Source organism: Tenacibaculum aquaeponti, assembly GCF_057221555.1.
The window spans coordinates 2,490,063-2,515,833 of the sequence record NZ_CM170147.1 but is presented as its reverse complement, the minus strand read 5'-3'; the positions used below and the strand labels follow the sequence as shown (position 1 = coordinate 2,515,833).

At 29.4% G+C, this 25,771-nt stretch carries 25 protein-coding genes and 1 tRNA gene; 5 read left to right on the top strand and 21 right to left on the bottom strand.

The window, feature by feature from the left end; genetic code table 11:
- The first annotated feature begins 20 nt into the window (after positions 1-20).
- A complete protein-coding gene (gene purD / locus AC2TEO_RS11335; RefSeq protein WP_442264934.1) occupies positions 21-1,292 on the top strand; it encodes a phosphoribosylamine--glycine ligase in 1,272 nt (423 codons plus the stop codon).
- Positions 1,293-1,318: 26 nt separating this feature from the next.
- Here purD and AC2TEO_RS11330 read toward each other — a convergent pair.
- Positions 1,319-1,402: transfer RNA gene (locus tag AC2TEO_RS11330), tRNA-Leu, on the bottom strand.
- Between the two features lie 111 nt (positions 1,403-1,513).
- Here AC2TEO_RS11330 and AC2TEO_RS11325 point away from each other — a divergent pair.
- Positions 1,514-2,455, top strand: a complete 942-nt coding sequence (locus tag AC2TEO_RS11325) for a ribose-phosphate pyrophosphokinase (protein WP_442264933.1) — start codon at positions 1,514-1,516, stop codon at positions 2,453-2,455.
- Between the two features lie 22 nt (positions 2,456-2,477).
- Positions 2,478-3,053 carry a 50S ribosomal protein L25/general stress protein Ctc gene (locus AC2TEO_RS11320; protein WP_442264932.1) on the top strand — a complete coding sequence of 192 codons (576 nt, stop codon included), beginning with the start codon at positions 2,478-2,480 and terminating at the stop codon, positions 3,051-3,053.
- A gap of 83 nt (positions 3,054-3,136) precedes the next feature.
- Here AC2TEO_RS11320 and AC2TEO_RS11315 read toward each other — a convergent pair whose 3' ends face one another.
- Complete coding sequence (locus AC2TEO_RS11315; RefSeq protein ID WP_442264931.1) at positions 3,137-3,520, bottom strand: ankyrin repeat domain-containing protein; 384 nt, start codon at positions 3,518-3,520, stop codon at positions 3,137-3,139.
- A 245-nt stretch (positions 3,521-3,765) separates the two neighbouring features.
- Between AC2TEO_RS11315 and AC2TEO_RS11310 the strand changes: the two genes are divergently transcribed.
- Together AC2TEO_RS11310 and AC2TEO_RS11305 are read left to right on the top strand one after the other, a co-directional pair.
- A complete protein-coding gene (locus AC2TEO_RS11310) occupies positions 3,766-4,686 on the top strand; it encodes an OmpA family protein (RefSeq protein WP_442264930.1) in 921 nt (306 codons plus the stop codon).
- Between the two features lie 11 nt (positions 4,687-4,697).
- Positions 4,698-5,435, top strand: a complete 738-nt coding sequence (locus tag AC2TEO_RS11305) for a hypothetical protein (protein WP_442264929.1) — start codon at positions 4,698-4,700, stop codon at positions 5,433-5,435.
- Positions 5,436-5,497: 62 nt separating this feature from the next.
- On the opposite strand, the gene AC2TEO_RS11300 is transcribed toward AC2TEO_RS11305, so the two are convergent.
- From AC2TEO_RS11300 to AC2TEO_RS11210, 19 genes are all read right to left on the bottom strand, one after another.
- The gene (locus AC2TEO_RS11300) at positions 5,498-5,860 is read right to left on the bottom strand and encodes a hypothetical protein (protein ID WP_442264928.1); all 363 of its coding nucleotides are present in this window, start codon (positions 5,858-5,860) and stop codon (positions 5,498-5,500) included.
- A 50-nt stretch (positions 5,861-5,910) separates the two neighbouring features.
- Positions 5,911-6,468: a carboxymuconolactone decarboxylase family protein gene (locus AC2TEO_RS11295; protein ID WP_442264927.1), complete on the bottom strand. Its 558-nt coding sequence runs from the start codon at positions 6,466-6,468 to the stop codon at positions 5,911-5,913.
- A 313-nt stretch (positions 6,469-6,781) separates the two neighbouring features.
- On the bottom strand, positions 6,782-7,627 hold the full coding sequence (locus AC2TEO_RS11290; protein ID WP_442264926.1) for a helix-turn-helix domain-containing protein: 846 nt from the start codon (positions 7,625-7,627) through the stop codon (positions 6,782-6,784).
- Between the two features lie 165 nt (positions 7,628-7,792).
- The gene (locus AC2TEO_RS11285) at positions 7,793-8,224 is read right to left on the bottom strand and encodes a TIGR02594 family protein (protein ID WP_442264925.1); all 432 of its coding nucleotides are present in this window, start codon (positions 8,222-8,224) and stop codon (positions 7,793-7,795) included.
- A gap of 288 nt (positions 8,225-8,512) precedes the next feature.
- Positions 8,513-9,058: a hypothetical protein gene (locus tag AC2TEO_RS11280; protein WP_442264924.1), complete on the bottom strand. Its 546-nt coding sequence runs from the start codon at positions 9,056-9,058 to the stop codon at positions 8,513-8,515.
- Between the two features lie 3 nt (positions 9,059-9,061).
- Positions 9,062-9,757 (bottom strand): hypothetical protein, encoded by a 696-nt coding sequence (locus AC2TEO_RS11275; RefSeq protein ID WP_442264923.1) that lies wholly within the window; start codon positions 9,755-9,757, stop codon positions 9,062-9,064.
- Between the two features lie 69 nt (positions 9,758-9,826).
- On the bottom strand, positions 9,827-10,447 hold the full coding sequence (locus tag AC2TEO_RS11270; protein ID WP_442264922.1) for a DUF2589 domain-containing protein: 621 nt from the start codon (positions 10,445-10,447) through the stop codon (positions 9,827-9,829).
- A 467-nt stretch (positions 10,448-10,914) separates the two neighbouring features.
- The gene (locus AC2TEO_RS11265) at positions 10,915-11,253 is read right to left on the bottom strand and encodes a hypothetical protein (protein WP_442264921.1); all 339 of its coding nucleotides are present in this window, start codon (positions 11,251-11,253) and stop codon (positions 10,915-10,917) included.
- Positions 11,254-11,426: 173 nt separating this feature from the next.
- Positions 11,427-11,942, bottom strand: a complete 516-nt coding sequence (locus tag AC2TEO_RS11260) for a hypothetical protein (RefSeq protein WP_442264920.1) — start codon at positions 11,940-11,942, stop codon at positions 11,427-11,429.
- Between the two features lie 20 nt (positions 11,943-11,962).
- Positions 11,963-12,307: a hypothetical protein gene (locus AC2TEO_RS11255; RefSeq protein WP_442264919.1), complete on the bottom strand. Its 345-nt coding sequence runs from the start codon at positions 12,305-12,307 to the stop codon at positions 11,963-11,965.
- 2 nt (positions 12,308-12,309) lie between these two features.
- Positions 12,310-15,057 (bottom strand): hypothetical protein, encoded by a 2,748-nt coding sequence (locus AC2TEO_RS11250; RefSeq protein ID WP_442264918.1) that lies wholly within the window; start codon positions 15,055-15,057, stop codon positions 12,310-12,312.
- Positions 15,058-15,198: 141 nt separating this feature from the next.
- Positions 15,199-16,119: a hypothetical protein gene (locus AC2TEO_RS11245; RefSeq protein WP_442264917.1), complete on the bottom strand. Its 921-nt coding sequence runs from the start codon at positions 16,117-16,119 to the stop codon at positions 15,199-15,201.
- Between the two features lie 4 nt (positions 16,120-16,123).
- Positions 16,124-16,843: a hypothetical protein gene (locus AC2TEO_RS11240; protein ID WP_442264916.1), complete on the bottom strand. Its 720-nt coding sequence runs from the start codon at positions 16,841-16,843 to the stop codon at positions 16,124-16,126.
- Between the two features lie 535 nt (positions 16,844-17,378).
- Positions 17,379-17,867, bottom strand: a complete 489-nt coding sequence (locus tag AC2TEO_RS11235; RefSeq protein WP_442264915.1) for a hypothetical protein — start codon at positions 17,865-17,867, stop codon at positions 17,379-17,381.
- An 85-nt stretch (positions 17,868-17,952) separates the two neighbouring features.
- A complete protein-coding gene (locus tag AC2TEO_RS11230) occupies positions 17,953-18,288 on the bottom strand; it encodes a hypothetical protein (protein ID WP_442264914.1) in 336 nt (111 codons plus the stop codon).
- Positions 18,289-18,384: 96 nt separating this feature from the next.
- Positions 18,385-18,804, bottom strand: a complete 420-nt coding sequence (locus AC2TEO_RS11225; protein ID WP_442264913.1) for an SMI1/KNR4 family protein — start codon at positions 18,802-18,804, stop codon at positions 18,385-18,387.
- 171 nt (positions 18,805-18,975) lie between these two features.
- Positions 18,976-19,395 (bottom strand): SMI1/KNR4 family protein, encoded by a 420-nt coding sequence (locus AC2TEO_RS11220; protein WP_442264912.1) that lies wholly within the window; start codon positions 19,393-19,395, stop codon positions 18,976-18,978.
- Positions 19,396-19,403: 8 nt separating this feature from the next.
- Positions 19,404-21,644, bottom strand: coding sequence for an HNH endonuclease (locus AC2TEO_RS11215; RefSeq protein ID WP_442264911.1), 2,241 nt, complete (start codon positions 21,642-21,644; stop codon positions 19,404-19,406).
- An 89-nt stretch (positions 21,645-21,733) separates the two neighbouring features.
- Complete coding sequence (locus AC2TEO_RS11210) at positions 21,734-25,507, bottom strand: hypothetical protein (RefSeq protein ID WP_442264910.1); 3,774 nt, start codon at positions 25,505-25,507, stop codon at positions 21,734-21,736.
- Positions 25,508-25,771 lie beyond the last annotated feature (264 nt).

Sequence of the window (25,771 nt, the reverse complement as noted above, 5' to 3'; positions counted from 1 at the left end):
CAAATAACAACACAACACACATGAATATTTTAGTTTTAGGTTCTGGAGGTAGAGAACATGCATTTACTTACAAACTATCTCAAAGTAAAAAAGTTACTCAAGTTTTCGTAGCTCCTGGAAATGCAGGAACAGATAAAATCGCTAAAAATTTAAATCTTAATCCAACTGATTTTAATGCAGTTAAAACGGCTGTTTTAGAACATGAAATTAACATGGTAGTTGTGGGGCCAGAAGCTCCTTTAGTTGAAGGAGTTCACGATTTCTTTTTAGCCGACAATCAACTAAAAAACATTCCTGTGATCGGACCTAAAAAAGATGGTGCTTTATTAGAAGGAAGTAAAGATTTCTCTAAACAATTTATGGAGAAACACAATATTCCTACTGCAAGATATCAATCGTTTACACAAGATTCTTTAGAGGACGGATATGCTTTTTTAGAAACCTTAAATCCTCCTTTTGTTTTAAAAGCTGATGGTTTAGCTGCAGGAAAAGGGGTTCTAATTTTAGATCATATTGAAGAAGCTAAAACTGAGTTAAAAGAAATGTTAACCAATCAAAAATTTGGAGATGCTTCTGCAACAGTAGTTATCGAAGAATTCTTGAAAGGAATTGAACTTTCTGTTTTTGTACTTACTGATGGGAAAAGTTATAAAATTTTACCTTCTGCTAAAGATTATAAAAGAATTGGAGAAGGAGATACTGGATTAAATACAGGTGGAATGGGAGCAATTTCTCCTGTACCTTTTGCTGATACTGATTTTCTTACTAAAGTTGAAGATCGAATTATAAAACCAACTATTGATGGTTTACAAAAAGATGGAATCGATTATAGAGGATTTATCTTTATCGGTTTAATGAATGTAGCTGGAGATCCTTTTGTTATCGAATATAATGTAAGAATGGGAGATCCTGAAACTGAAGTGGTTTTACCTAGAATCAATTCTGATTTATTTGATTTATTTGAAGGAGTTGCTAACCAAAACTTACATGAGAAAACTTATGAAGTAACTTCACAAACTGCGACTACAGTAATGTTAGTTTCTGGTGGATATCCTGAAGCATACGAAAAAGGGAAAGCAATTTCTGGTTTCGAAGGAATTGAAGATTCTATTGTTTTTCATGCTGGAACAAAATTAGATAATCGTCGAGTAGTAACAAATGGAGGAAGAGTTATGGCAATAACATCTTTTGGTGATACTATTAAAGATGCTTTAGCTAAGTCTTATAAAAATATCGACAAGATTTCATTTGAAAAAATGAACTACAGAAAAGATATTGGATTCGATTTATAGAATTTTTAACCTGTAAAAAGTTATTGTACCAAAGGTGGGACTCGAACCCACACGCTCTAATGAGCATCGGATTTTGAATCCGACGTGTCTACCAATTCCACCACTTTGGCAATAATAGGCTGCAAATCTAAATATTTTTTATTGAATTCGAATAAATCTCTTTATTACTGTTTAAAATAATTTTACTTTTGCGCAAACACAACAATAAACACAACTAATAAATGTCTTATAATCAACTTACTCCTAAATTGTTTGCATGCAGACAAAGTATGGAGCTAGCAAAAAAAATAGCAAAAGAATATGGCGAAGAGCTAGGTAATGTTAAAATTACACCTTTTAGCGATGGTGAATTTCAACCTGCTTTTGAAGAATCAGTGAGGGGAAGAAGAGTTTTCATTATTGGTTCTACTTTTCCTACTGCTGATAATTTAATGGAAATGCTGTTAATGTTAGATGCTGCTAAACGTGCATCTGCAAGACATATTACTGCTGTTATGCCTTACTTCGGATGGGCAAGACAAGATAGAAAAGATAAGCCTAGAGTAGCAATCGGTGCAAAATTAGTTGCTAATCTTTTACAAGCTGCTGGAGCAACTCGTATTATGACAATGGATTTACACGCAGATCAAATCCAAGGTTTCTTCGAAAAACCAGTAGATCACTTATATGCTTCTACAATATTTATGGAATACATTGAAAGTTTAAAACTTGAAAATGTAACTATAGCTTCTCCAGATATGGGAGGTTCTAAAAGAGCATATGCATATTCAAAATATTTAGCTAGTGATGTTGTAATCTGTTACAAACAAAGAAAAAAAGCTAATGTAATTGAGCACATGGAATTAATTGGTGAAGTGAAAGGTAAAAATGTAATTCTAGTTGATGACATGATCGATACTGGAGGAACATTAACTAGAGCTGCCGATTTAATGGTAGAAAGAGGTGCAAAATCTGTAAGAGCAATTTGTACGCACCCAATACTTTCTGGAAACGCTTATGAAAGAATCGAAAACTCTAAATTAACAGAGTTAATTGTCTCAGATACAATTCCTTTAAAAAAGAACATTTCTAAAATAAAAGTTGTATCTTGCGCGCCCTTATTCGCTGATGTTATGCACAAAGTGCAAGAGAATACATCAATAAGCGATAAGTTTTTAATGTAAATTTTTAAAATAAATATAAGTAATGCAATCGATTACAATCAACGGATCTCAAAGAGAAAGCGTGGGTAAAAAAGCTACTAAAGCCCTACGTAATGCTGGAAAGGTTCCTTGCGTATTATACGGAGGAGATAAGCCTGTTCACTTTTCAGCAGAAGAAAAAGCGTTCAAAAGTTTAGTATACACTCCAAACGTATATACTGCTTCGATTGAACTAGACGGTAAAACTTACGCAGCTGTTTTACAAGACATTCAGTTTCACCCTGTAACTGACAAAATCTTACACATTGATTTCTATCAATTATTCGAAGATAAGCCAGTAACTATGGAAATTCCTGTTAAATTAGTAGGTAATTCTAAAGGAGTTATGATTGGTGGTGCTTTACGTCACAACATGCGTAAATTAAAAGTTAAAGCTTTACCAGCTAATTTACCAGACTTTATTGAAGCTGACATTACTGAATTAGAAATCGGTAATAAGCTTTACATTACTGAATTAGCAAATGAGAACTTTACTTTCTTACACCCAGATAACACTGTGGTTGCTCAAGTACGCATGTCTCGTAACGCTGCTAAAGCTGCTGCTGAAGCAGAAAAATAGAAAATATCATTTTTCAAAAATAAAAAGAAAGACCTACAAAATCGTAGGTCTTTTTTAATTCAAATAATTGACAAATGAAGTCTTTATTTCTTCATTGCTTTTTCAATAACTTTCATAGTTTCATTAGCTTTTGCTAATTCTGCCCATTTTAAAGCTGTTAATCCTCTATTCGATTTTACTTTTAACTTCGCTCCTTTATCTATTAATAATTTTGCGATTTTAACTCTGTTGTAACGCGCTGCAAACATTAATGGTGTTAATCCTGTAGATTTCTTATTAATATCTTCTCCGCTATTAATCATAGCTTCAACAGCTTCATAATTGCCTTCTTTAATTAATTTACAAAATGTTGTTACATCTTCATAATTTAAAAAAGTAGCATTTTCATTTGTTGGTAATTCTGTAGCGTTAACTGTTGTTGTATAAGCTCCAAAAGCTAAAGCGATGGTTAAGATGATTTTCTTCATAATACAATATTAATTAGTGGTTGTTTAGTTAAAAGACGCTTACATCTCAAAAGTGTTTCGTCATACTTCACTAATTAACAAAACAATAACTTTAGTAATGTTTTTGTTAACATTCATTAAAAAAACCTGTTTAAATCACGTTTTTCAAATTAAAAAAACTAAAAATTAACATCTTTATAATCAACAGTGTTAAAATTTTCAAAAAAAAATAATAACTTCACAATCAATAACCTAAATCAAAAACTATGGGTAAAAGATTAATATATCTTATAGGTATTTTACTTACCATTATTATTGGAACCTACTTTAGCTACATTTTGTGTTGTAATTCTGAAAGTCATAATGAAAATGTTATGACTAATGAAAATACAACACAAAAAAAAGTATACAAAAATCCAACCTTGTATCCTTTTAATGTTAAAGATGCTAATGGTGATTTTTTATTAAACACTAACGATAATTTTAACTTCGAAGCTTCTAACCTCAACTTTTTAACACCTATTTCTTCTAACTTAGATATAGAGATTAATAAATTAAAAGATTTTTTATCTGTAAACAATAATAAATCTCTATCAATCACTGGATATTACACACAAGAGGAAGAAAACAAATCTGCTTATCCTAATTTAGGTTTAGCCAGAGCAAATTCTATTAAAAACTTTTTAAACAAAAAAGGCATCCCCTCAAAAGTCATGAACACTTTAGGTGAATTAAAAGAAGACATGGTTGCAGATTCTTTACATGTTTATCATGGACCTTTAGTTTTTTCTATTTCAGAACTAAAAGATAACCCTGAAGAAATGGATAAACTTGCTGAATATATTAAAGCTCATGCAATAGAATTACATTTTAAATCTGGACAATTTGAAATTAACCTAAATGAAGAACAAAGACAAGAAATTGCAGACATTGCCAAGTATTTAGATAAAGTAGATGGTGCTATTTGCATAATTACTGGCCATACAGATAACACTGGAGATGTGACTACTAACATAACTTTGGGTCAAAATAGAGCAAATTCAGTAAAAGAATACCTTATTAAAAATGCGGCTATACCCGAAAATAAAATTATTGCAACATCTAAAGGCGAATCGGAACCCATAGCAGATAATAATACTGAAGAAGGAAAAGCAAAAAACAGAAGAACAATAATAACAATTAAATAAATAAGAAAATTATGAGTCCATGTATATACATTCCTATTATAGTAGGTCTTTTATGCGCTTTACTAGGCTATTTATTAGGTAGGCTTTTTAGAAAATCTAACAATGATAATTCTAATCACGATGCTATAGTACTAGAATATAAAAATAAAATCTCTCAACTTGAAGCTAATTTAGATGCTTGTAATAAAGCAAAATTAGCTTTACAAAAAGACTTAGACTCTTGCAGACAAAGTAAAACCGGATTAAGTTCTGATTTAAAATTAGCAAGAGAAGCAAGTGCTAATTTAGGAGCTGCAGCATCTTTAACAGGAAGTACAAATAATGATTCAGAATTAAAAGATAAAATTTCTAACCTGGAAGCTGAATTAGATGCTTGTAATAAAGCAAAAATTTCTTTACAAAATGATTTAAACAGAGCTAAAAATACAAATACTCATTTAAATTTAATTCCGTTTAATGCTGATGCTGCAAAAGCTGTATTTGGTAAAAAAATAAAACAAGATGATTTAAAAATCGTAGAAGGAATTGGACCAAAAATTGAAGGGCTATTCCATAATTTTGATATTAAAACTTGGAAAGCCTTAAGTGAAGCTTCAATTGAAAAATGTCAAGAAGTATTAAATAGCGGTGGCGATCGTTATCGAATTCATAAACCAGACACTTGGCCACAGCAAGCTAAACTTGCTTATGAAGGTAAATGGGAAGAATTACAGAAATGGCAAGATGAACTTGATGGAGGAAAATTATAAGAACAAAAAAAAGCTCGGTAAAATATTTATTACCGAGCTTTTTTGAAATTAACAATCTATATCTATTTTACAATCAACGTATATTGAGGTGTTGGGTTTAACGGACAAAAATAAACATACTCCCCTTTCGTAAGTGTTACTTTTTTAGAAGTAGATTTCTTATTATTCTTGGCTAATGAAGTAACATAAGCTTCTTTAATATGACTAGCTTGATCTGTTTTTCCTTTTGGAGCCAAAACAAAACCTACATCTTTACCAACATTACTATTTGCGATTTCGAAGATATAAGTTCCTTCAGATAATGTTACTGACTTTTGAGTAAACTCTCCTTTAGTTTGTTCTAAAGATACTGTTTTCACCTCTTGTGCATTTACATTCATTACCGCACCTAATACTACTACTAAAATTGCTATTACTTTTTTCATGTTTAATTAATTTATTGTTTTGGGATTTATAATTTTTATCTACTTTTTTATTATGAATTTACTGTGAATTTACCTGCTTCTACTGCTGGAAAATCTATCTCAGTTTCTGCGATATGATTTACATAATTTGTTAATGTATTAGATACCACATTTAAAACAATCTCTAATACATCTCCATCATTATATCCTGCTGCCTTAACTGCTGCTAATTCTTCAGAACTTACATTACCTCTATTTCTAGTTACACTTTGTGCAAATTGTAACCCTGCTGCTACTTTATCATCAGAAGAACGTCCTTGTCTGTTCGCTTCAGTTTGTTCATCGGTTAAACCATTCATTTTTCCAATTGCAGTGTGTGCAGATAAACAGTAGTTACAACTATTTTCTTCTGCAATTGCTAAAGCTAATTGCTCTCTGAATTTATTAGAAAAGTTTCCGCTAGCTGTTAAATCACCTAATGATAAATAACTTTGTAATGTTGCTGGTGAGTTACCAAAAACTTTAATTAAGTTTGGAATAAATCCTAATTTATTTTGAACTGCGTCAAACAATTCTTTTGATTTTCCTGTTGTTGTCTCTGGGTTTAATGTTTCTATTCTTGTACTCATTTTTAAGTTTTTTTATTAGTTATTATTTTCTTGTTTATTGTTTAATTCGTTTTGCTCTTCGTACTCTTGGTATCCCCAACAGTTAGGGCATTGATGTGTTATTACTTTCATGTGTTTTTTGTTTTAACGAGGATTAACAAATAATTCTGGTACAAAGATGCGACGAGAATAGACCTTAAAAAATGGACAAAAGTTCCTAAGCCTTGTACATTTGGACTTTTTACTGAAAAACAGGATGAAAAAGCAAAAAATCCGCCTTGAAATTTCTTCAAAAAGCGGATTTGTTTATAATTCTAAAAAGTATAATTTACAATTACACTTTTTGTATTTTCTTAAATTGTGCAGGAGAATTTCCTGTTGCTTTAGCAAAAAAACGTGAAAAGTAAGCCGGATCATTAAAGCCTAAATCGAAAGCAATATGTTTAACAGCCTCAGAAGAATATAATAATTGTCGTTTTGCTTCAGTAATAATTCTATTTTTAATAAAATCACTTGGAGTCTCTGCTCCTATTTTCTGAAAATGTTTAGTTAACGACTTTGGAGAAATTCCTAATCGATTTGCGTAATCTGTAACACTATGAAGTTTTCTGAAATTTTGCTCTACAAGCAAACTAAAATCTTTAAATAATTTAGTTTCTGTGTCATCTTTTACTATTGAATGTTCTTTTTTCATTCGAACAGAATAAATAATAAACTGTTTTAAAAATGATTGTAGCATATCATATTGTGCTGTTTCTGTTAATTCAAACTCTTCAACTAAATTATCTAAAATGAAATTTAGTTTTTTAATATCCTTTTCTGAAGGAGTTACAAAAGGAGTTTCATATACATTATTAAATAAAACGCCATTACAAGCAATCTCTGTATCGTGAGTTTGGATACAATAAAAATCTCTAGTAAAACTAAGTTGATAAGCTTCCTTTATTTTTTCAGAATCAACCGTAAAAACCTGTCCTGGTGACAGAAAAAACAAAACCGTTCCATTAAAAGAATAACTTTTAAAATCAATATTGTACGTTCCTTTACCTTCTTTAATCCAAAAGATTTTGTATTCGTTTATTTGGGTAGGTTTATTTACAACACAGGCTTTTTCAAAATCTACTAGTTGTAGTGAAAAAACATCTTGAAAAGTATAGGTTTTAATATCTTGAATTGCCATAATTCAAATTTACTAATTGGTCGTAAAAATGAAAACAACTAACAACAATTTCCTTTGTATTTATACAAAAAAGAACCGTTAAAATAAATTTAACGGTTAACTTTTCATGTTTCTTTCTCTCTTTTTAACTTACATTATCTTTCACAAAGCTTTTGTATATTTTATTTATACGTTTTTTTTCAAAACACGATAATCTAATATTCTATTTTTCGGATAAGCTTTTATACTCACGCTGTTTCCTTGATTTCCTCCAAGCAAATACACGTAGCGTTTAGATTCTTTTATCAAAAACCCTACATGACCTTTCCAACTACTCGGGTCTTCTCTCCACAATACAACTACATCTCCTTGTTTCGGTGCACTTGTAGATTTACCAACAGACAGCCAACTTCTTGCATTCAATTTATTTGACTTTTCATATCCTGCTTCTTTTGCTACCCAATTAGCAAAAGCACTACACCATGCTGTTTCATCACTATAATTTGTTATATCGAAACCCATAGTTTTAAAATAATTAAGTATTTGAGGATGATCTTTTGCTCCTTTTACTTCTTTAACTCCATATTGCGATAACGCCACTGATATTAATTTATTCATATAATTTTTTTTAATAAAAGCGTTAGCAGACAGAACATAAAAAGTTAACGGTTCTTTATTTTTCTCTTTTACCAGATTGTGGTTTAACCTAACTTTATGTTTCTACTTAACATAAAAGATTCATTATTAAAACAACACTAATTAATAGCAATACAAATATACAACATATTACATAAACACACAAACAAAATACAGTTTATTTTTGTAAAATGTTATATTTAATAAAAGCCCAATATTGATTATTGAGCTTATTTTTTTGTGATATTACTGTTTTTTAACCTTTATAAATTATAGGTTTTCTATTTCTATTTCTTCAGCAATAAGAAGTAAAACATCTGTTTTATTTATTAAAGATTGAATTTGAGCAGTAATTCCTCGTAATTGTTCATGCATTGTACAAAATTGCCAAACTTCTTTAATAAACTGAGTAAAATTTGTTTTAGGATCGTATTTAAATTGCTGGGTTTGATAAATAACTCCTAACAATTGTTTAATAGAAACCTTTGCTTTTTCTATAGTATCTGTTAATCTAGCATACACTGACCATAAATCTGCTTGAGCATCAGTTAAAAGTCTAGAACAAAAATGTAATTGTTCTTTTCTTTTATATTGATTATTTTTAGGGTAATAAGTTGATAACTCTGCTCTTTTCACAGAAAACATAGACGCTTCCGCCAAATTATTTTGTTGAAATAACTCTTCTGTTTCCGCCAACCAATCTCTTAATTCTTTTGAACTAGCACTACTCTTTCTTTCAAGTAAATCTACAATTGGATGTATCTTAGATAGTTGTATTTCTAAACTTTTTAAAGTATTAAGAATTGATTTTCTCATTGTTTATTCAGGTAATAATTTAGTGGTTACTATTCCATTTTCATCTTCAGAAATATGCCATTCCATTCCTTCTTCTTTTAAAGTCATTTTTATTTGAATAACATTTTCAGGCGGTAATTCTTTTAATTTATGTCCTTCAACAATAACCTTAGGTTCTATTTTTTCTTCACTAACAACTGGTTTTGGATTTACATACGGTTTTAGTTTATCTCTAAGTGTATTTGCTATTTCGGTCATATCAATTCTACTAGTCAGAGGAGGATAAATTGAAAAGTAAATTTTCACTATGCTTTGCGCATAAGTATTTAACTCATTAAAAAGATCTGAACCTAATTGTAAATTTTTCTCTAAAACAATAACTTGTTTATTTGTTTCACTTATAAGTTTCAACTCATTTTCTGGAATAGGTTTAACAGAGATTGGTGAGATTTCTTTTAAAGTTACAATTGTTTTTTCAGCAAAAGCATTTTTGTCTTCAATTGGAATATAGGGCATGGTATTCCCTGTACTAACTTCAGCAATAGCAACAGGAATAGTTAATTCAATATTTTCTGCTTTAAACCTAGGCACAGAAAAATGTTTTAATAAATTGTGTTTTGCAAATTGTTCTGCAACTTCTAAAGATTTTAGATCAGAAACTAACCTCGCTTCTGCAACGCTTGAAGCAATACTTCCTAAATATTCATTAAGTTTTACCATTATTTTTTTCTTTTTTTAAGAAGGTCATTCGTGACGAATGACCTTCTTTTGATTAATTCAAAAAAATTATTAAGCTACAGTAGCAATGCTATCTTCTAGCATATTTAAAATTCTGTTTAATCCTTCAGGTAATTCTTCGTTTACAGCTCTTACCTTTACTCCTAAGTTGTATGTTTTTTCAACTCTAGATCCTTGGGTAGTATTTCTTCTGTATGAGGCAGAAGCTTTAAAATTGATAAACTTAAACTTTAAACCTAACTTAGCATCTAAAGCAAATTGAGAAGACACACTTCTTGTTTCTACGGAACTTAAACGTGCATTAAAATCAATATTAACTTCATCAATTCGTAATGAAGGGATTGTTAACATTGTTAAAAAAGGAACTTTAATAGCTACTTCGCTTTCTAAAAACTGGTTATCTGTATCAGTATCTGCTGGTAAACCTTCATCTGAAAGTTCAAGTGGCGTTTTACCAAAATGTGGATTAGCTGTAGACTTTTTATACTTGAAATCGACATAACGTAAATTATCTACAGTATCAGGAACTCCATCATCTTCAAAACCAACTTTTTGAATAAAATCTACAGTTGCCATAGAAGCTGCTGTTTGTGCTTGAATTGCCGCTTGTAACGGCCCTCCAACGTACACATTAAAATCTAAACTGTTTAACTCTGGTACTAAATTTGACATAAATAGGATGGTTTTTAAAATAGGCTTACTCTGTTTTTTACATGGTTTTTCTGCTCACTCCATAAAAGGTTTTAATTTAATTCTTTCACAAAATGTTTTTGCCCTCTTTTATTAATTCACAAACATATACACCCGAAAAAGATGAACAGATTGCAGTTTTATAACATCATGATTCAAATGATAAGCGCTTTGCTATAAAAGCTTCAAAAAATATGTTGGAATTAATATGGAAGAGATTTAAAAAAATGAAGAAACTCAAGTTAAAACCTCAAAAAAGTACCGTTTGGAATTCATACAAAATAGCTCGATTTGCGACTGTATGCCAACTGACGATTACGAGTACAAATATACAATCTTTTTTTAGTTCACACAAACTTTTTACTGTTTTTTTTGTAAAATGTTTTGTTTTAATATAATAAAAACCCAGAAATATGATTTCGGGACTTGTTTTTTTGTGATATTGCTGGTTACTTACTATCGTATCGATCTTCATCTGGGTACCAGTAAAGATCATCAACTTCTAGTAAAGTTCCATTTTCGTAAGCTTTTAAATAATTCTCTATTGAAAGCATAGTTCCAAAAGTAACCACCCTTCCTTTTTCTTTTTCAACCATAAAAGGATGATTATTAGCTAAAGACTTTTTTTGATCTCCTGTTAAAACAAATTCTTTAGATTCAAAAATATAAACGTTGCCATATGGTTTACCCGACAGTTCATCCGAAAGAACCATTTCTATATTACTTTCCTTTCCTAACTTTTCTATATAGCGTTCCGCTACTTCTTCCATTTCCTTATTTGTTAACATACTTTATTTAAATATTTCTAAAGCTTATTGTGATTCAGTAATACTTTCAACAATATATTCATAATTAGCTTCTGGTAATTCACCTTTTATATTGTTTTTAATTCTTTCTATTTCATTCATTTTTCAAAACCAAAAAAAGAGGTTCTATTAAAACCTCTTTTATAATTATTAAACTATTCTAATTTTAAAGTGTCTGAATTCCAGGTTTTATAACTTAATACATCACGACCAGCTCTAGATATCCTTATAATTGTTTCATCATCCCCACTTGCTAAACTACTATGCGGTATACCTTGATGATGAAGTAATTCGTAAGCTATCGCACCAATATCTCTACCTAAAATAATTATTTCAAATCCATCTTCATATAATTGCGAACTATACCATTCCCAATCTCTAATAGTTAGAACTCTTCTAACCATATTAGGTATATGAGAAAGTAATTCATCTCTATAATCATCTTCTTCTAGTTGATTAGTAAAGGCAACCACTTCTTTAGGTAGTAATTGCTCCCATTTAGGATCTTCCTCATGCAAATCTTTATTTTTTAATATCATTAACATACTTTGTTTGTATGTTTCTAATGCTCTTTCTGGTTCTTTAATATTTTCAACAATAATATATCTGTATCCTATACCTTCTGGTAATTCTCCGTTAATATTACTCTCTATTCTTTCTATTTCATTCATTTTTTAAAAACCTAAAAAATTTATTCAAATACAATAGGTATAAAATATTTACCATTTTTATTTATCTCTAAAGGTAAAGTAATGGGCCTTCCTCCTAAAGCATAATTGGTGTAAGTTATAGCTTTTCCAGTGTTATCATCAACATGAATAACTATATTACCTCCTTTCCAACCATCTTTAGGAACTTTGGCATAAACCAACCAAGAGTTTTCTAGTATATCTCCAGTATAAAAATCTTTTTCGTTTTTTTTAAAAAAAGCTTCAAACGGAGTATCTTTATCAAAATATATACCTCCTCTTTGTTCATCTAAATCCTCTAATACTTTTTGTAATAGTTTTATGCAATAGTCTTCTGTATATTTCATCGTTATATTTTTTTTAAATAACTTTCTAAATCAAAAAACTCAAACTCATTTAATGTTTTATTTTTCTTAAAATTACGATTAAACGCATTCAAATCATCCAAAATATCAGTCTCGTCCCATTTTGTAAATTTACGTGTTTTAATAAATTCACTTAACACATAAGTTTCATGAATTTCATCTGGTATTTCATGAAAGATTTTTAGAAAATTATTAGGAAAAAGTTCTTTTATTCTTAACCACATTTTCATGTGAAATAATTCATGTTGTACTGTATACGAAGTAATATCAAAAAAACCTTTATCAAAACCTTTTACACCAATTCCTCTAAATAAATATAAAGCAGGTCCATCTAGAGGTATTCCATAGTTTTTTGAAATTAAAGGTTGATCAACCCATAAACCGTCAAGTGATTTTTTCTGCCATTTCTTAAATAATTCTTTCCACTGTTCATTGTTTTTATCTATTAAAAACATATCAACACCATGTTCTTTTTTAATACGTTTAGCTATTTTATTAAATTTAGCTATAGAAATTATTCCCTCATTTTTTATTGTAAACTTACCAATGTTTCTAGTTTTTTCGGAAACTGTAATAATATCATTAATAATGTCATTTTTATCTACTCTATCAAGTTTCCCTTTCTTAACCAAATCGTCTAACGATTCCTCAAACTTAGGATTATCAATTAATTCTGTAGCTGTGTTTTTTAACTTACGCTCTAATGAAGCCGAAATTCCTCCAGCCAATGAAGCCATTTCTAGATAAAACAAATATTTAGCTGCTAATTTCCCTAGTTCTGTGTCTTCTGCTCCTGTTAATTTTAATAAAGCATTTACAGTTCCGGAGGTAACCTCTACTACTCCATCAGTAAACTCTGCTGCGGCTTTTACTCCTTGTGTTGTTTTATAAAAAACAGTTTTTCCTTTCTTTAACACTCTTAATAAACGCCCTGCTTTAAGGATATTTGCAACACCAGATATTGTCGTAACTACATCTAAAGTGTATTCTAAACTAGTAAATACATTTTCCCAAAACGCTTTTTCGTTATTGGCAAATAAAACAAAAGCAGGTAGAATTGTTTTTGCTGCATTAGTAGTTTCTTCATCTTGTAATAAAAACTGTGGGTTTTCACTATTTACAAATGATATCGGTGAAAAAGGGTGATACTGATAATCGATATGTTCAAAAACATCTATAATTCTTGTTTCTCCCGTGTCTTCAAAAGTGACTTTACCATCATCAAAATTACTCCTAGGCTTTAGCACCTCCTTTTCTCCAGATTTTACTCGAACAGTAATATCTAGTTGGTTTTGCTCGTCTTTCCAAGTAATTTCTGCATTATCGGTATAAAAACCTAATATTTTATTGGTTCTATAATCTAATAATACAGGGCTAGTTTCAGATATTTTTACCTTTTTGTTTTTAGTTTCTTCTGTTACTGCGTAGCTACTATTTTTCCAAATTTGCCATACAAAATCAATAAACTTAATAAACTGTTCGCCATCTATTTTTTTAGTTAACTTGTACAATAACGAACCTTTGTCTTTTGTTCTCCTTTTTAAAAGCTCTTCTAAAAACAGATCGTTTTTCTTTTTATCTACATTATATTCATCGTCTTGATTTAACTTTATAGCTTCTAAAAGTTTTAAAACTATATCCTCTTTATTGGTTTTGAAATTAGTAATAGCTTCTTCCGCTGTTTCTTGCACTAACTGCCACAAGTACTCTTCTCCAAAGTTTAAACCTCTAAATTTTTTCTCAAAGATTTCTTGCGGAACATAATATAAATAAGCTAACTTTTTAGTAATATCGTTTTTACTTCTTTTCAATAAAAACTGGATAAGTTTTATGTATTTTATACTGAAATCAGATTTTCTATTTCCACAACCTTCCGTTGTATTTAAAATTGATACACCATTTAAAAAATAAACCTCTACCATAAAACCTAAAAAACCTTCTGGGTCTCTAAATTTCAATTTTATAGCATAATCTTCTTTGAGTGGATCTACCTCATTATCATCGTTTTCAATCATGTCGTAGTCGTAATAAACAGTAACTTGATTTTTATCGATTGTAAAATCTGGAAACCTATATAATTTACCTGGTTTTGGGTTTAAAGTTAAGTTTACATGTCTTTTATTAAGATCTTCTTCAGAAATTTCAGTTATGATTTTTCCTAATGTTCTATCTATAAAACTATTCCTATACCCTTTTGCATTGGTATAATCGACATAATATACTCCGCTAGATAACCCTCCTAGTTCTTTAGGATTATACTCTAATGTTTTTCGTACGGATATTACAACTTCCCTTAATACTACATTTAAAAGATATACACTATTTTGTTCTTCATTATAAAATAGAGTCTCTTCTGTTGTTATTCTTATCGCAATAAATGCTGAGTCATCTAACTCTAAGAAATTTTCTTCTATGGTTTCTCCTTTTATTAAATCTTCTATAGAAACATATTTAGTCCGTCCGTTAAAATCTTTCTGAAAGAAGTAAGTTAAACTCTTATTTGCTGTACTTACATATAGTGGTAATTCTGTAATGATTTCTGAAAATGTATTGTTAAATGGTCGATCGTCTTTATACCTTATAACTTTTGTAAGGTTATTGCTTTTTAAATCTTGATTTTCATTGATGAAATCATTATCAATCCGTATAAATTGATATTCTTCTCTTCTTCTACTCCCATTTTGACCTCGATAAGGATTTAGAAAATTGATTAAATTATTAAAATCACTCATAACATTTCTTTTTCTTTAACAAATTGTGTTCAACATACTATACACTGAATTAAACAACGCCGAAACCTTACTGAAAAAAGTAAGAATCTCAACGTCGTTTAAATAATGTTGAAATTTAAATTCTAATTGTTTTTAGAAATTTTATGGTCTGTAAACATTTGTTATGTAACTTCCTGAAGCTATAATTTTACCTTCATTAAAAGTTACTTCAGATAAGATTTTTGCATTATCTATAAAAGAAAAAGCGAATTGATCTGGGTTTCCAGCTGAATTAAACAACAACTTATTAAGCTGTGAATCAGCAATATTACTTCCTTCAAACAAACCAATATTAAAAACAAAACTTCTACTTATAACCTCAAATGGTAAACTATTTAAAATCAAACCACCTAAAGGAACACCTGAAGAATTTAAATTTAGTATTGTTAGATCGAAAGTAACTGAATTACCCACTCTTACATAATTACTAGTAATACTAGAAGTAAAATTATAAGTAGCTCCTCCTCCTAAATCTATTAATTGCGGCACAAATGTACCTTGTTCATAAAAGTTCGCTTTCATTAAACCTGCATTATCTTTATCAGCAACACGAATAATTGCTTTTTGACCAGTGCTTGACTTAATTTCTCCTATTGTGGGATAACTTACATATGATAAATGAGTTGCACTTGAAGCAGTAATTAAACTACTGAAATCGATAGTAAATACCGTATCATCATCTCTCTTAAAAGTTGCAATACCATTTTCATTAACCTCTCCAGAAACTAAACGAGATAAATTAGTATCATCTATATATGAAGTTAAATCAATTTGTTTAACAACTACTCCATCTTTTAATAATGATAATTTGTTATTTGTAATATCTGAAAGTGTATATTCTGGAATTACCTTTTCTGAAACTACAGATACTTCTCCATTTTCATCAATAATAAATCTTCGATTTGGTTCACCCACAGGCTGTTTCGCGTCGATGTAACTATCGATTAAATCTGAATATTCTGCTTGAGTTGGTTTATCTCCTGTTTCAAAATATTTTTTTATTTCTTCTTTCGTCTTTTTCATACTTTTAATTTGTTGTTGGAAATTGTTGTGAAACAACATGATCTTCTGAAGCAGGATTCCAATCAACTACCACATTTCCTACACCAAAATAAATGTTTGATACGAATACTGTAGGTGAATCTGGAGTATTAATGATAACGTTACACCTTAAACTCCTCAATAAAGTATTACCAAAAAAAGATTTAATAGCATTTATTCGTACTCCAGGTTTACCTGTATCTTCAATATTATCAGTTAACAACCCTATTTTTTCACTAATTATTTCTCCTTCTGATGTAGTAGCTAAAAACTCTACAGCTATTTCTCCTTCCTTACTTGTTTTCCCATAAACATAAAAATCTGCTGACATAAAATACTGTCTTTCTGATTGCAACGACCCCTCATAAAATTTGTAAGATGGAACTTTACATTCATATACAGTTCCATTTACACTAGCAGCAACATTACTTTTCAAAACATAATTGCGAGTAGGTATAATAATTGTTTTTTCTACCTCTGGTTTATTCTTGATATAATCTGGCTGACTGGCATCTGTTTGCGCCCAATCTGATTGTTGACCTACTAAATTTACTTCGCCATTTTCATTGATAATAAATGTTCTATTCGATTCTCCAACAGGTTGTTTCGCGTCGATGTAACTATCGATTAAATCTGAATATTCTGCTTGCGTTGGTTTATCTCCTGTTTCGAAATATTTTTTTAATTCTTCTTTACTTTTTTTCATTGTTATAATTTTTATTTTTTGTGAAATAAACGTGCATAACAAAAAACCCATAACCTTAAATAAGATTATTGTTTTTTATTAATACACATAATAATATTAACCTCTACAACAGAAGTTAAATTTTACTACAATACACGGAAGTGATTGTTTAATTGTTAAAAAAATTACTGATTTTCTTAGTTTTTATAGTCAAAATATCTGATATAAAACATATTAAAAAGTTTTTTACATCAAAAACATATACTATTAAAATAAACTATTCTTACAGATGGTTGTTTTTTAAATAAACAGAGATAAGTTGTAATATGATCCTTTCTTTTTCGTTTTTTCTTAACTAGATTTTAGTTTAATCAAATGTTCTTTTTCTCTATAATATTTTTTAAACTGTTAAATAAGCAATACAAATATACAAACATATTACAAGTTAAAAAAACATTTTACATTTAAAGTTTTGTGAAATTTATTAAATAAAACAACCTCGTCTATTAAGATTAAGACGAGGTTGTTTTTAAATTCTTCTTTTTAAAAAAACATTCTACCAAGGTTGCAACCCCTTTATAGCTCTATCCACTAAAGCATTAACTAAGTCGCTAAATGTAGGATGAGGTACCTTCCAAATTATTTCATTATCCTCAGAATCATAATCTTCATTTACTGAACAATTCCAAGGTTGAGGATCATCACCTTCATCCAAATAAACAAACATAAAACTCTCTCCTTCAAAATTGTCGAATATCATAAAAGGACGCTCAATTTTCACCCCTCTTTCTTCTAATTTTTTGTCATAATATTTTCGCAGACCTAAATAGTTCCCTTCAACAACATCAAACCCCAATGGACAAAATTTACCAGATATAAATAAGTATTCTATCAATGATTTAGGCAAGGGCAATCCTTGATTAAATACTTTTTGATATTCATATATTTCCTCAACTGAATTACCCTCTGGATTCCTTAAAATTACCGGAGAATTTTCTAAACTATCTTTAACTTCATTAAGCTTCTTTAAAAAAGTAAATTCCATAATTTTTTATTTTAATTTATCAAATAGATTTTGGCCATTTTTTATAGTTTCATCACTGTTAACTATTAATTTTATTTTCTTTCCTTTAGTTTTTTAAAAACTCTTTTAAAATCAACAATTCTCTTTGACAAGAATTACAAGCATAATAAATATTCTTAGTTTCAATGATGAATTTATCTGATGTATTCATATAGTTTTTAATAAAATGGTATATATACTTAAACTCACTATCATTTTGCCTTGATTTACCCCTATCATCAACCACTCCTTTTATAAATTTTTTAACAATTTCATCTGTTTTATCAAAAGCAGGAATGAAATTATCATAAACATTAAAACCTCCTGAATGAACTAAATCTTCAATAATTTCACTTTGATTATCATTAACTATATGTGTTGTTTTTTTGATAAACTTCTCCAAAAATCAACTTTATCCAACTTAAAAAACGCATCTTTTTTACACAAAAAACTACCCCACAAAAACTTGTAGGGCAGCTTTACAATTAATATACGTTATTTACAATTCTTTCAACCCTTCTAGGAACTCTGAAAAAGAACTAGCTAACTTATGCATTTCTCCATCTGAATAATAAACATAAATACTCCCGTAATCATCTTTTTTTACAGACATAGAAAAATTACCTGTTCTTGACCTCCCAATAGAAATTTTCCCTTCTGGATAATCATTTAAACCATCTTTTGTGTTATATTTTTCAAAAGTACTTGAACCGTATTTAATTGAAAAAACATAAAAAAACTCTATCTCGTCATCCCATTCTTCCGGCTTAAAGTATAAGTCAACCGTAGATGAAAAACCATTCATCTCTAATATTTTTTCTTTGTAATCTTCCGGTAATGAGATACCATATTCCAACTCTAAATTCAAAATCTCCGATTCAGAAATCAATTTTTCTTCTCTTTTTTTAAATTTCATCATTTATTAATCAATTAATTTCAGAAGCTCCTCTATTTGTTTGTTACTTTAAAAGGCACTTTTCTTTTTTTACAACACTCTCTAAACAAACTTTATCCAACTTAAAAAATATTTTTACACAAAAAACTACCCCACAAAAACTTGTAGGGCAGCTTTACAATTAATATATGTTACTTACAATTCTTTTAACCCTTCCAAAAATTCCGTAAAAGAATCCGCCAACTTATGCATTTCTCCATCTGAATAATAAACATGAATACTACCATAATCGTCTTTTTTCACAGACAAAGATATTGTTCCTCCCTGAACATGTCCAATAGATAAATGACCATTAGGGAAATCATCTAAACCTCCAATATTAGCTCTTTCAACATTATATTTCCCATATTTGATTGGTAACAAATACTCAAAATATAATTCCTCCTCCCATATTTCTGGTTTAAAAAAATATTCTCCTAACGGATTCATACCGTTACTTTTTAGCATAAAGTTTTTATAACTCTCAGGTAGCTTCACGGAATACAAATTTTCTAATTCAATTAATTCCTCTCTAGTTAAATCATTTCCTTCTGCTTCGAATTTTATATTATTCATAATATCAGTTATTTTACCAAATTTAAAATCTCTTTTAGTTGTTTATGACTGCCCATATGTTGGGTGGTTTGCTCATGAACCTCTCTAATAACTAATTGTAAAGAGCTTTTCAAATCAGAATCTAAGTCATCCATATGATGCCAAGTTAATTTCAATTTACTATTTATAAGAGTTCCTAAGGATGGCTCAATACCTAGTTCTATCCAACAGTTAGAAAAATCAGGAGTTCTATCACTCGTAATATTAACCTTGACAATACCTTTAACTTTTTTAATTTTGTCAAAAGCACTATTAATATCTTCTAAACTATAACCTTTAATTTTATAATAGTCGCCATTACCTAACTTACCCTCTAACGAAAACATACTTTCTCCCATTACAGAAAAATCAGGCGTAACACCATTACTCTTACCTAATTCGAACTTTGAAATAGGAATATCTAAATCATAACCTAGTTCTCTTAATTTTTTAACAGACTCTTCTTTTTTATAGGATTTACCAACATTTCCTTTAACCTTGGCATACATTTTCTCTAATAAATCCTGTTTCTCATCAGGTGTCAATTTAGAATATTTAATATACTTTTCAATACCTATTTCATTTTCAGTTCTAAAAAGAACAATATCTTTATCTTCATCAATTAATTCTATTTTACTCCCTCCAGGTGTCCTTCTTACTCTCCATTTCATTGCTCCTAAGAAATCTTTAAAAATAGCATTAAATCTTTCGGCTTCAAAATCAATATCCTTTTTCATTTTCTTCAAATACCTATTAAGCTCTTTTTCATTGTTAAACTTTTTAATAGATATTCCTTTATAAACAACTTCAAACTCTTTATTTTTAATTTCTAATTTAGGTATACCTATACCAGGTGTAGCAGAACTTAAAGGAAAGTTTGTATCGAAACTTACGTTTACAGAAATTCCTTCTTTTTTTAGTTCTTTTAAGATTTTATTATCAATCTTAAAAAGCAACATATTTCTTACTTCTTTGAAACGCTTAAATAGTGCCTTACGAGTTTCATTTATTTTTTTTACGGATAGAATTACTGTTTTAGAACCTAATACAATATTAATAGCTATTTCTATTAATTTTGGAAAAAACTTCCCCAATTCATACGCTTGTTTGTATTGGTTTTCTTCACCCCAGAAAGCAAATAACTTTTGAAGCTCACCTATGATAAACCCTTTAACAATTGACCAATCAAAATTTTTAACAAGCTGCTGAATAGCATTTACAAATTCTTTTAAGTTACGATAGTTAAATAACCCAATTATAAAACCGAAGCCTTCAAAAATACCAGCAAGAACATCGATACAACCGTTAATGAACCCTACTATAAAAGCATTGTTCTTTTTTATGTATTCATTTAGAGCTTTTAGAGGCTCAAGAATAATATCTTTAAATACCACTAAAATTTGTTTCGCTATATTTCCGAATCTAACAATAATACTATTTACTTCGTCATATTGTGTAGATTGGATACTGAAAGAGCTTAATTGATCAAAAATCGCCGTGATCCCTGCTTCAACATTAGAAAAATCTTTGAAAATTGGATTATAATTAGATTTTCCTTCTTTGTCTTTGCTTTCTGGATTCCATTTAACTTCTTCTAGTTTTAGTTTTTTAATCTCCGTAGCTAACGCATTAAAAACCTCTTCAGATAAATATTTAGCAATATCATTTATTCCAATTACCCCTAAAGAGATACAATCTTGCATCAACTTAAAAAACTCTTCATAAACTTTTTCTGGTTTAAAGATTTCAGAAGGATAATTTATCGCAAAATCTTGAATATACTTGTATAGTAAATTATACGTTTCTTCTTCTCTAGGTTTTCGAACATTTAACCAATTAAACAGATCATTTATAATAACCTCTGTATTCTTCTTTTTATTTTCATTTTCTATAGCTTTTACTAGGTTTTCTCCTAATGTAACTCCGTGAATCTTTCTAAAATCATTAAATAATATTCCGGAGTCATTTAATTTTTCATATTGTCCTTGTTGCTTTTTTATTCCTTTTTTAAGCTCTATAAAAACCCTAAATTTGTTCGGGTCGTTTTTTAGTAAACCGAATTTTTTTTTAAAGTCAACTTCATCATCAACCCAAATTATTCCGGTTTTTACTAATTTTTGATTTAAAATTCTTTTTTCTTTAAAAACATCAAATTCTTGTTCTTCAAGCGTCTTAAAATCAAATGGAGGCGTAAAATCAAATTTATCAGCAAACTTAAATTTGTTACTCATGTATTTTACTTTTTAATAAATATTGAAGCTTAATACGACCCTAAAAACTTAGGGCCGTATTGATTCTATAACAATAAAATTTAATGTTTTTATCTTATATCATTAGTTTCACCAACGATATCAAAATCTACGCCTTCTGGAGAAGGCTCTGAAGTTGAGTTTCCATCTCCAAGTTTATAAGTACTTGAATCAAACAAACTATGTTCTTTACAATCTGAATTACAAGGTAACCCCCCTTCTTTTAACACAACAGAATCTGCTTGTAAAATAGTTAAAGCTGTAGGTACACGAGTTTGCCATGATTCTCCTTCAACTACCCCTGAAGGTTCTAGCATTTCTTCTGCAACAGAAACATACAGATCATCTTCTGTATCAGTTATCATTCCTTGTCCACCCCACAATTCACCAGTATTCATAAACCAGTTCACGGCATACTCAAAACCTTGTTTAACTGGCACAACTGTTCTTGCCATACCACTCTGTAAAAATGCTTTAAATATAGGATCATTACCATCTAAGAAATCAAAATTAGCATCCCAATCATCCTGATTTTTATAGAAATAAGGATAAAAAGTATATGCCATAATTTCCCAATCGAAAGCTTGCTCAAAGAATCTTACCACAGAAGCATGATTATTAAGTTTTTCAGATTTTATAACAGTTTTACTATCAGCTCCATAATGACTTTGGCTTACCGTAAACTTATCTTTAAAAGGAGCCGTGATTAAATCAATAGCAATTCGTTTTAACTCTTGTTTTTCAATGCTACGATTTAATTGTGAGCTAAATTCTCGTTGTCTTTCTTTTTCTTCAGGAGCAACTTCTTGGCTTTGTTGGAAATCATTATACTCTTGTACACGATCATAGTAAGCCTCCATAATTGCATTAAAGGTTTCATTTTGCCATTTTTGATAATATTCATCAGTTCTTGTACAAACTGCAGAAATAGAAATAGCAATAGTCCCTGTATCATAAGATTCAAAAGCAACCCCTAATTTATTCTGAACACCTCCTAAATCTGTGAAAACAATATCATCTTTTTTAAAAGCAATCCCATCAAAATCTGATGAATTTAAATTTGGATGTGATGCTGAAAAAAACTTACCAAAACTTTTACCCCCTACATGAATAGAGAAACCTGGGTATTCGCGTTCATCTTTATGAAAATGATAATCAACACTTGCATAAGATTCATTAACTTCATAACCTTCAGGAATATCAATTTCCCCTGTTTCACTAGTTAAGAACCCTACTTCTATACCTCCTTTATTAAAATTTGACCCAAAACCTTTTGTCGCTCTTAAACTTAACTGAGGTACAGGATTAACCTCTGCATTATATTCTGCAGCTATACGTTGATAATTATCCTCTGTTAAAATCGAAGCACCAAATAAACCATTATTAATAACTCCTTCTATTTTAAGTTCTATTGGATGAATTGGTTTTTTAGGTACAATTAATTTATTACTTATTTTATCTGTATTCTTTTCTCTTTTTATATAAGAACTAATATAATATTTAGCAGGCTCTGGTATTGTAAATTCATACATTAAACGCTTACCATAATTTACCAACTTGTTCTTATAAATAACATCTACCCAGCGGTACACTCCTGTTACATGCTCATCTCCTTTTCTATTATCATAACCATGGGTAATATTTTCTTCGTACTCTTTTAAAATTCTACTTGTACGTTTTTTACTTACTTTTTCTACAACACGTTCTAAAGCACGTTCTGTAACTTCCTGTGCATATGTTTGTGCTTGTAAATTAGAATCAGATGATGAATTACTTGACGATGAATTAAAACTAGTTCCTGCAGAAAATTTTCCTCCAAAAATATCGCCAGTCACACTCGCATTAGCACCAAAATTTGTAGCATTATCTTTATTTACAATAGAAGAAGCTTCACTCTGTAATTCATTACGCTCTGTAGAAGTAGTATCCGTTAATACCTCTGCTTCTCTTTCATAACTTTCTTCAGTAATGCTTTCCGAAGAAGTTAAGTTACGGGTAGTTCGCTCTTTATATTCACGCGCCATAACATTTTCTATATGAGAAACTTCTCCTGGAACATAACAACAAACCTCCTGCTCTACACGTCTAAAATCTGCAATACCTAATTGGGTAACCCCATAAATAGTTTCATTACTAGGATTACCGCTATCAGGATTACTTACATCAGAATCTCCTTTAAATGAAAATTGCCCTTCTATTCCTTTAGAAGTTAAATAACCGTTTTCATCTCTAGTAATTGTAATATGTCTATCATTTTCAAAAACGATAATTCTACCATCGCTTAACGCAAGTTCACCATACATTTTATATGTTGCTGCTCTAAGTCCTATCTTTTCTGAAAACAACTCTACATCTAATTTAGTACTTGTAGTACTTGACAAGTTCTTAAAAGATCTTCCATCATAAACAATATCGCCAGTATCACTATTTGTAATTGCATATTGCGCATCTAAAACAGTAACATTACTAGTATTATTTAGAAAAAAAGAAAGTTTTATAGAAGATAAAAGGTCGTTTACACCACTATCAACATACCCTATATAACTCATTTTCAACTCTCTATTACTAACATTTTGAGTAACAGTTTCTCCACCAATGTTAATATTAGTAGTAACTTGAGGCGTATTAGTTAGAATAATTTCTTTTTCTCTTTTTATTTTAGCCTGTAATGCTGTTTTAACCTCAGCAAATGTATCGTAAATTAAAAACTCTAATGAGTTAATTAAATCTTGAGTAACAGATGAAAGTTGCTCTAAAATTTTAGATTGAAAAACCGTTGGGGTAACACCATCTGCCAACCTAATAATCTCTTCAGATTTAATATAATCTATAGATATATTACTTACATCTCTAATTATTTTTACAACTGATTCTTCATTAGTTACAGGATCTATTATAGTATCTATTATTGGCTGATTATTAACCTCTGCTATTTTTTGTTCATAAGCAGCAACAGCATCTTGATATTTCTTTTGCTCTTCTTTATTATATACAATTTCTGCCCTTTGTACTTCTAATAAAGCTGTATTATAAACTTTTAACCTAGATTTTGCTTGCTCTACAAGAACTGTTTTATCTAAAAAATCTGATTGAATAGATGTTAATCCATTTTTACTCGTTAAATCAATCTCACTTTTTGGAGCAAATAAAACTTCTTTAGGTATAATTACACTTGCATTAGCTCTTAAAACAAATTCTTTTTTTTGTTCTTCTGTAAACTCTATAGTAATTTCAGTAGATTCATTTACTAAAAATTCTGTTTCTCTTACAGTTGTACCATCAATTATATTCGATTGCGCATAACCCTCAACAAACTCATTATAACCCTTTAAAAAATGATTAGCAATCAACATTTGAATTAAACCTTCACGAACTGGAGTTGAAACTTTATGAATCGTTTGATAAAATAAATTGTTCCATAATAAAACCTCGTCCTCCTCTTTTAAAAGCAATGCATTTTCTATAGTTAAAATTTCTTCTGGGCTTGAATTTCCATTATAAAGAATTACATCTAAATTTTCAGCAATACTTTTAGCTGTAAAATAGTTTTTATTACGCATTAACCAACTTGAAAAATCATATAGTTTCCCGTAATTTTTCCTTAGTTGCTGTCTATTTTCAATTGCTTGGAAATTCTCAATAGTATATGCATTAGCTAAAGCTTCTGCCCTTTCTTTTTCTTGTACTAAACTTAACCCTGAAACCGATCTATGTGCTAAACTTTCTGTTTCTTTTTCTTCAGGATATGATACAAATAACAATTCTTTTTTTCTTTCATCTGCCAACTGAGGCGAACGCAATGTTACAAACTTAAATAAGCTTGATGTAATCGGTTTTTTTTCCATATAAATATATTTTTTAAATAATTTTTAAACTTTCAAAAAGCACATGTTACCTTTTTGTTTCTGCTTATTTAACAGCAAAACAACAAGTCTATAAAGTTTAAATCAGTAAAATAGGTTGTGTGAAATTTAAAAACAGAAGTATTAAAAAAATGAATTATAGCAAATTAACACCTCTAAAGAATTAGCAATTTTATCACATATGTTTAAGTTTTATTATATTTGCATTTAAACACAGCACAAAAATACAAACATTTTACATTAAAA

What these genes read in the sequence shown, in the direction of transcription:
- purD (WP_442264934.1), top strand. Translation starts at nt 21, where the DNA reads ATGAATATTTTAGTTTTAGGTTCTGGAGGTAGAGAACATGCATTTACT.
- AC2TEO_RS11325 (WP_442264933.1), top strand. Translation starts at nt 1,514, where the DNA reads ATGTCTTATAATCAACTTACTCCTAAATTGTTTGCATGCAGACAAAGT.
- AC2TEO_RS11320 (WP_442264932.1), top strand. Translation starts at nt 2,478, where the DNA reads ATGCAATCGATTACAATCAACGGATCTCAAAGAGAAAGCGTGGGTAAA.
- AC2TEO_RS11315 (WP_442264931.1), bottom strand. Translation starts at nt 3,520, where the DNA reads ATGAAGAAAATCATCTTAACCATCGCTTTAGCTTTTGGAGCTTATACA.
- AC2TEO_RS11310 (WP_442264930.1), top strand. Translation starts at nt 3,766, where the DNA reads ATGGGTAAAAGATTAATATATCTTATAGGTATTTTACTTACCATTATT.
- AC2TEO_RS11305 (WP_442264929.1), top strand. Translation starts at nt 4,698, where the DNA reads ATGAGTCCATGTATATACATTCCTATTATAGTAGGTCTTTTATGCGCT.
- AC2TEO_RS11300 (WP_442264928.1), bottom strand. Translation starts at nt 5,860, where the DNA reads ATGAAAAAAGTAATAGCAATTTTAGTAGTAGTATTAGGTGCGGTAATG.
- AC2TEO_RS11295 (WP_442264927.1), bottom strand. Translation starts at nt 6,468, where the DNA reads ATGAGTACAAGAATAGAAACATTAAACCCAGAGACAACAACAGGAAAA.
- AC2TEO_RS11290 (WP_442264926.1), bottom strand. Translation starts at nt 7,627, where the DNA reads ATGGCAATTCAAGATATTAAAACCTATACTTTTCAAGATGTTTTTTCA.
- AC2TEO_RS11285 (WP_442264925.1), bottom strand. Translation starts at nt 8,224, where the DNA reads ATGAATAAATTAATATCAGTGGCGTTATCGCAATATGGAGTTAAAGAA.
- AC2TEO_RS11280 (WP_442264924.1), bottom strand. Translation starts at nt 9,058, where the DNA reads ATGAGAAAATCAATTCTTAATACTTTAAAAAGTTTAGAAATACAACTA.
- AC2TEO_RS11275 (WP_442264923.1), bottom strand. Translation starts at nt 9,757, where the DNA reads ATGGTAAAACTTAATGAATATTTAGGAAGTATTGCTTCAAGCGTTGCA.
- AC2TEO_RS11270 (WP_442264922.1), bottom strand. Translation starts at nt 10,447, where the DNA reads ATGTCAAATTTAGTACCAGAGTTAAACAGTTTAGATTTTAATGTGTAC.
- AC2TEO_RS11265 (WP_442264921.1), bottom strand. Translation starts at nt 11,253, where the DNA reads ATGTTAACAAATAAGGAAATGGAAGAAGTAGCGGAACGCTATATAGAA.
- AC2TEO_RS11260 (WP_442264920.1), bottom strand. Translation starts at nt 11,942, where the DNA reads ATGAATGAAATAGAAAGAATAGAGAGTAATATTAACGGAGAATTACCA.
- AC2TEO_RS11255 (WP_442264919.1), bottom strand. Translation starts at nt 12,307, where the DNA reads ATGAAATATACAGAAGACTATTGCATAAAACTATTACAAAAAGTATTA.
- AC2TEO_RS11250 (WP_442264918.1), bottom strand. Translation starts at nt 15,057, where the DNA reads ATGAGTGATTTTAATAATTTAATCAATTTTCTAAATCCTTATCGAGGT.
- AC2TEO_RS11245 (WP_442264917.1), bottom strand. Translation starts at nt 16,119, where the DNA reads ATGAAAAAGACGAAAGAAGAAATAAAAAAATATTTTGAAACAGGAGAT.
- AC2TEO_RS11240 (WP_442264916.1), bottom strand. Translation starts at nt 16,843, where the DNA reads ATGAAAAAAAGTAAAGAAGAATTAAAAAAATATTTCGAAACAGGAGAT.
- AC2TEO_RS11235 (WP_442264915.1), bottom strand. Translation starts at nt 17,867, where the DNA reads ATGGAATTTACTTTTTTAAAGAAGCTTAATGAAGTTAAAGATAGTTTA.
- AC2TEO_RS11225 (WP_442264913.1), bottom strand. Translation starts at nt 18,804, where the DNA reads ATGATGAAATTTAAAAAAAGAGAAGAAAAATTGATTTCTGAATCGGAG.
- AC2TEO_RS11220 (WP_442264912.1), bottom strand. Translation starts at nt 19,395, where the DNA reads ATGAATAATATAAAATTCGAAGCAGAAGGAAATGATTTAACTAGAGAG.
- AC2TEO_RS11215 (WP_442264911.1), bottom strand. Translation starts at nt 21,644, where the DNA reads ATGAGTAACAAATTTAAGTTTGCTGATAAATTTGATTTTACGCCTCCA.
- AC2TEO_RS11210 (WP_442264910.1), bottom strand. Translation starts at nt 25,507, where the DNA reads ATGGAAAAAAAACCGATTACATCAAGCTTATTTAAGTTTGTAACATTG.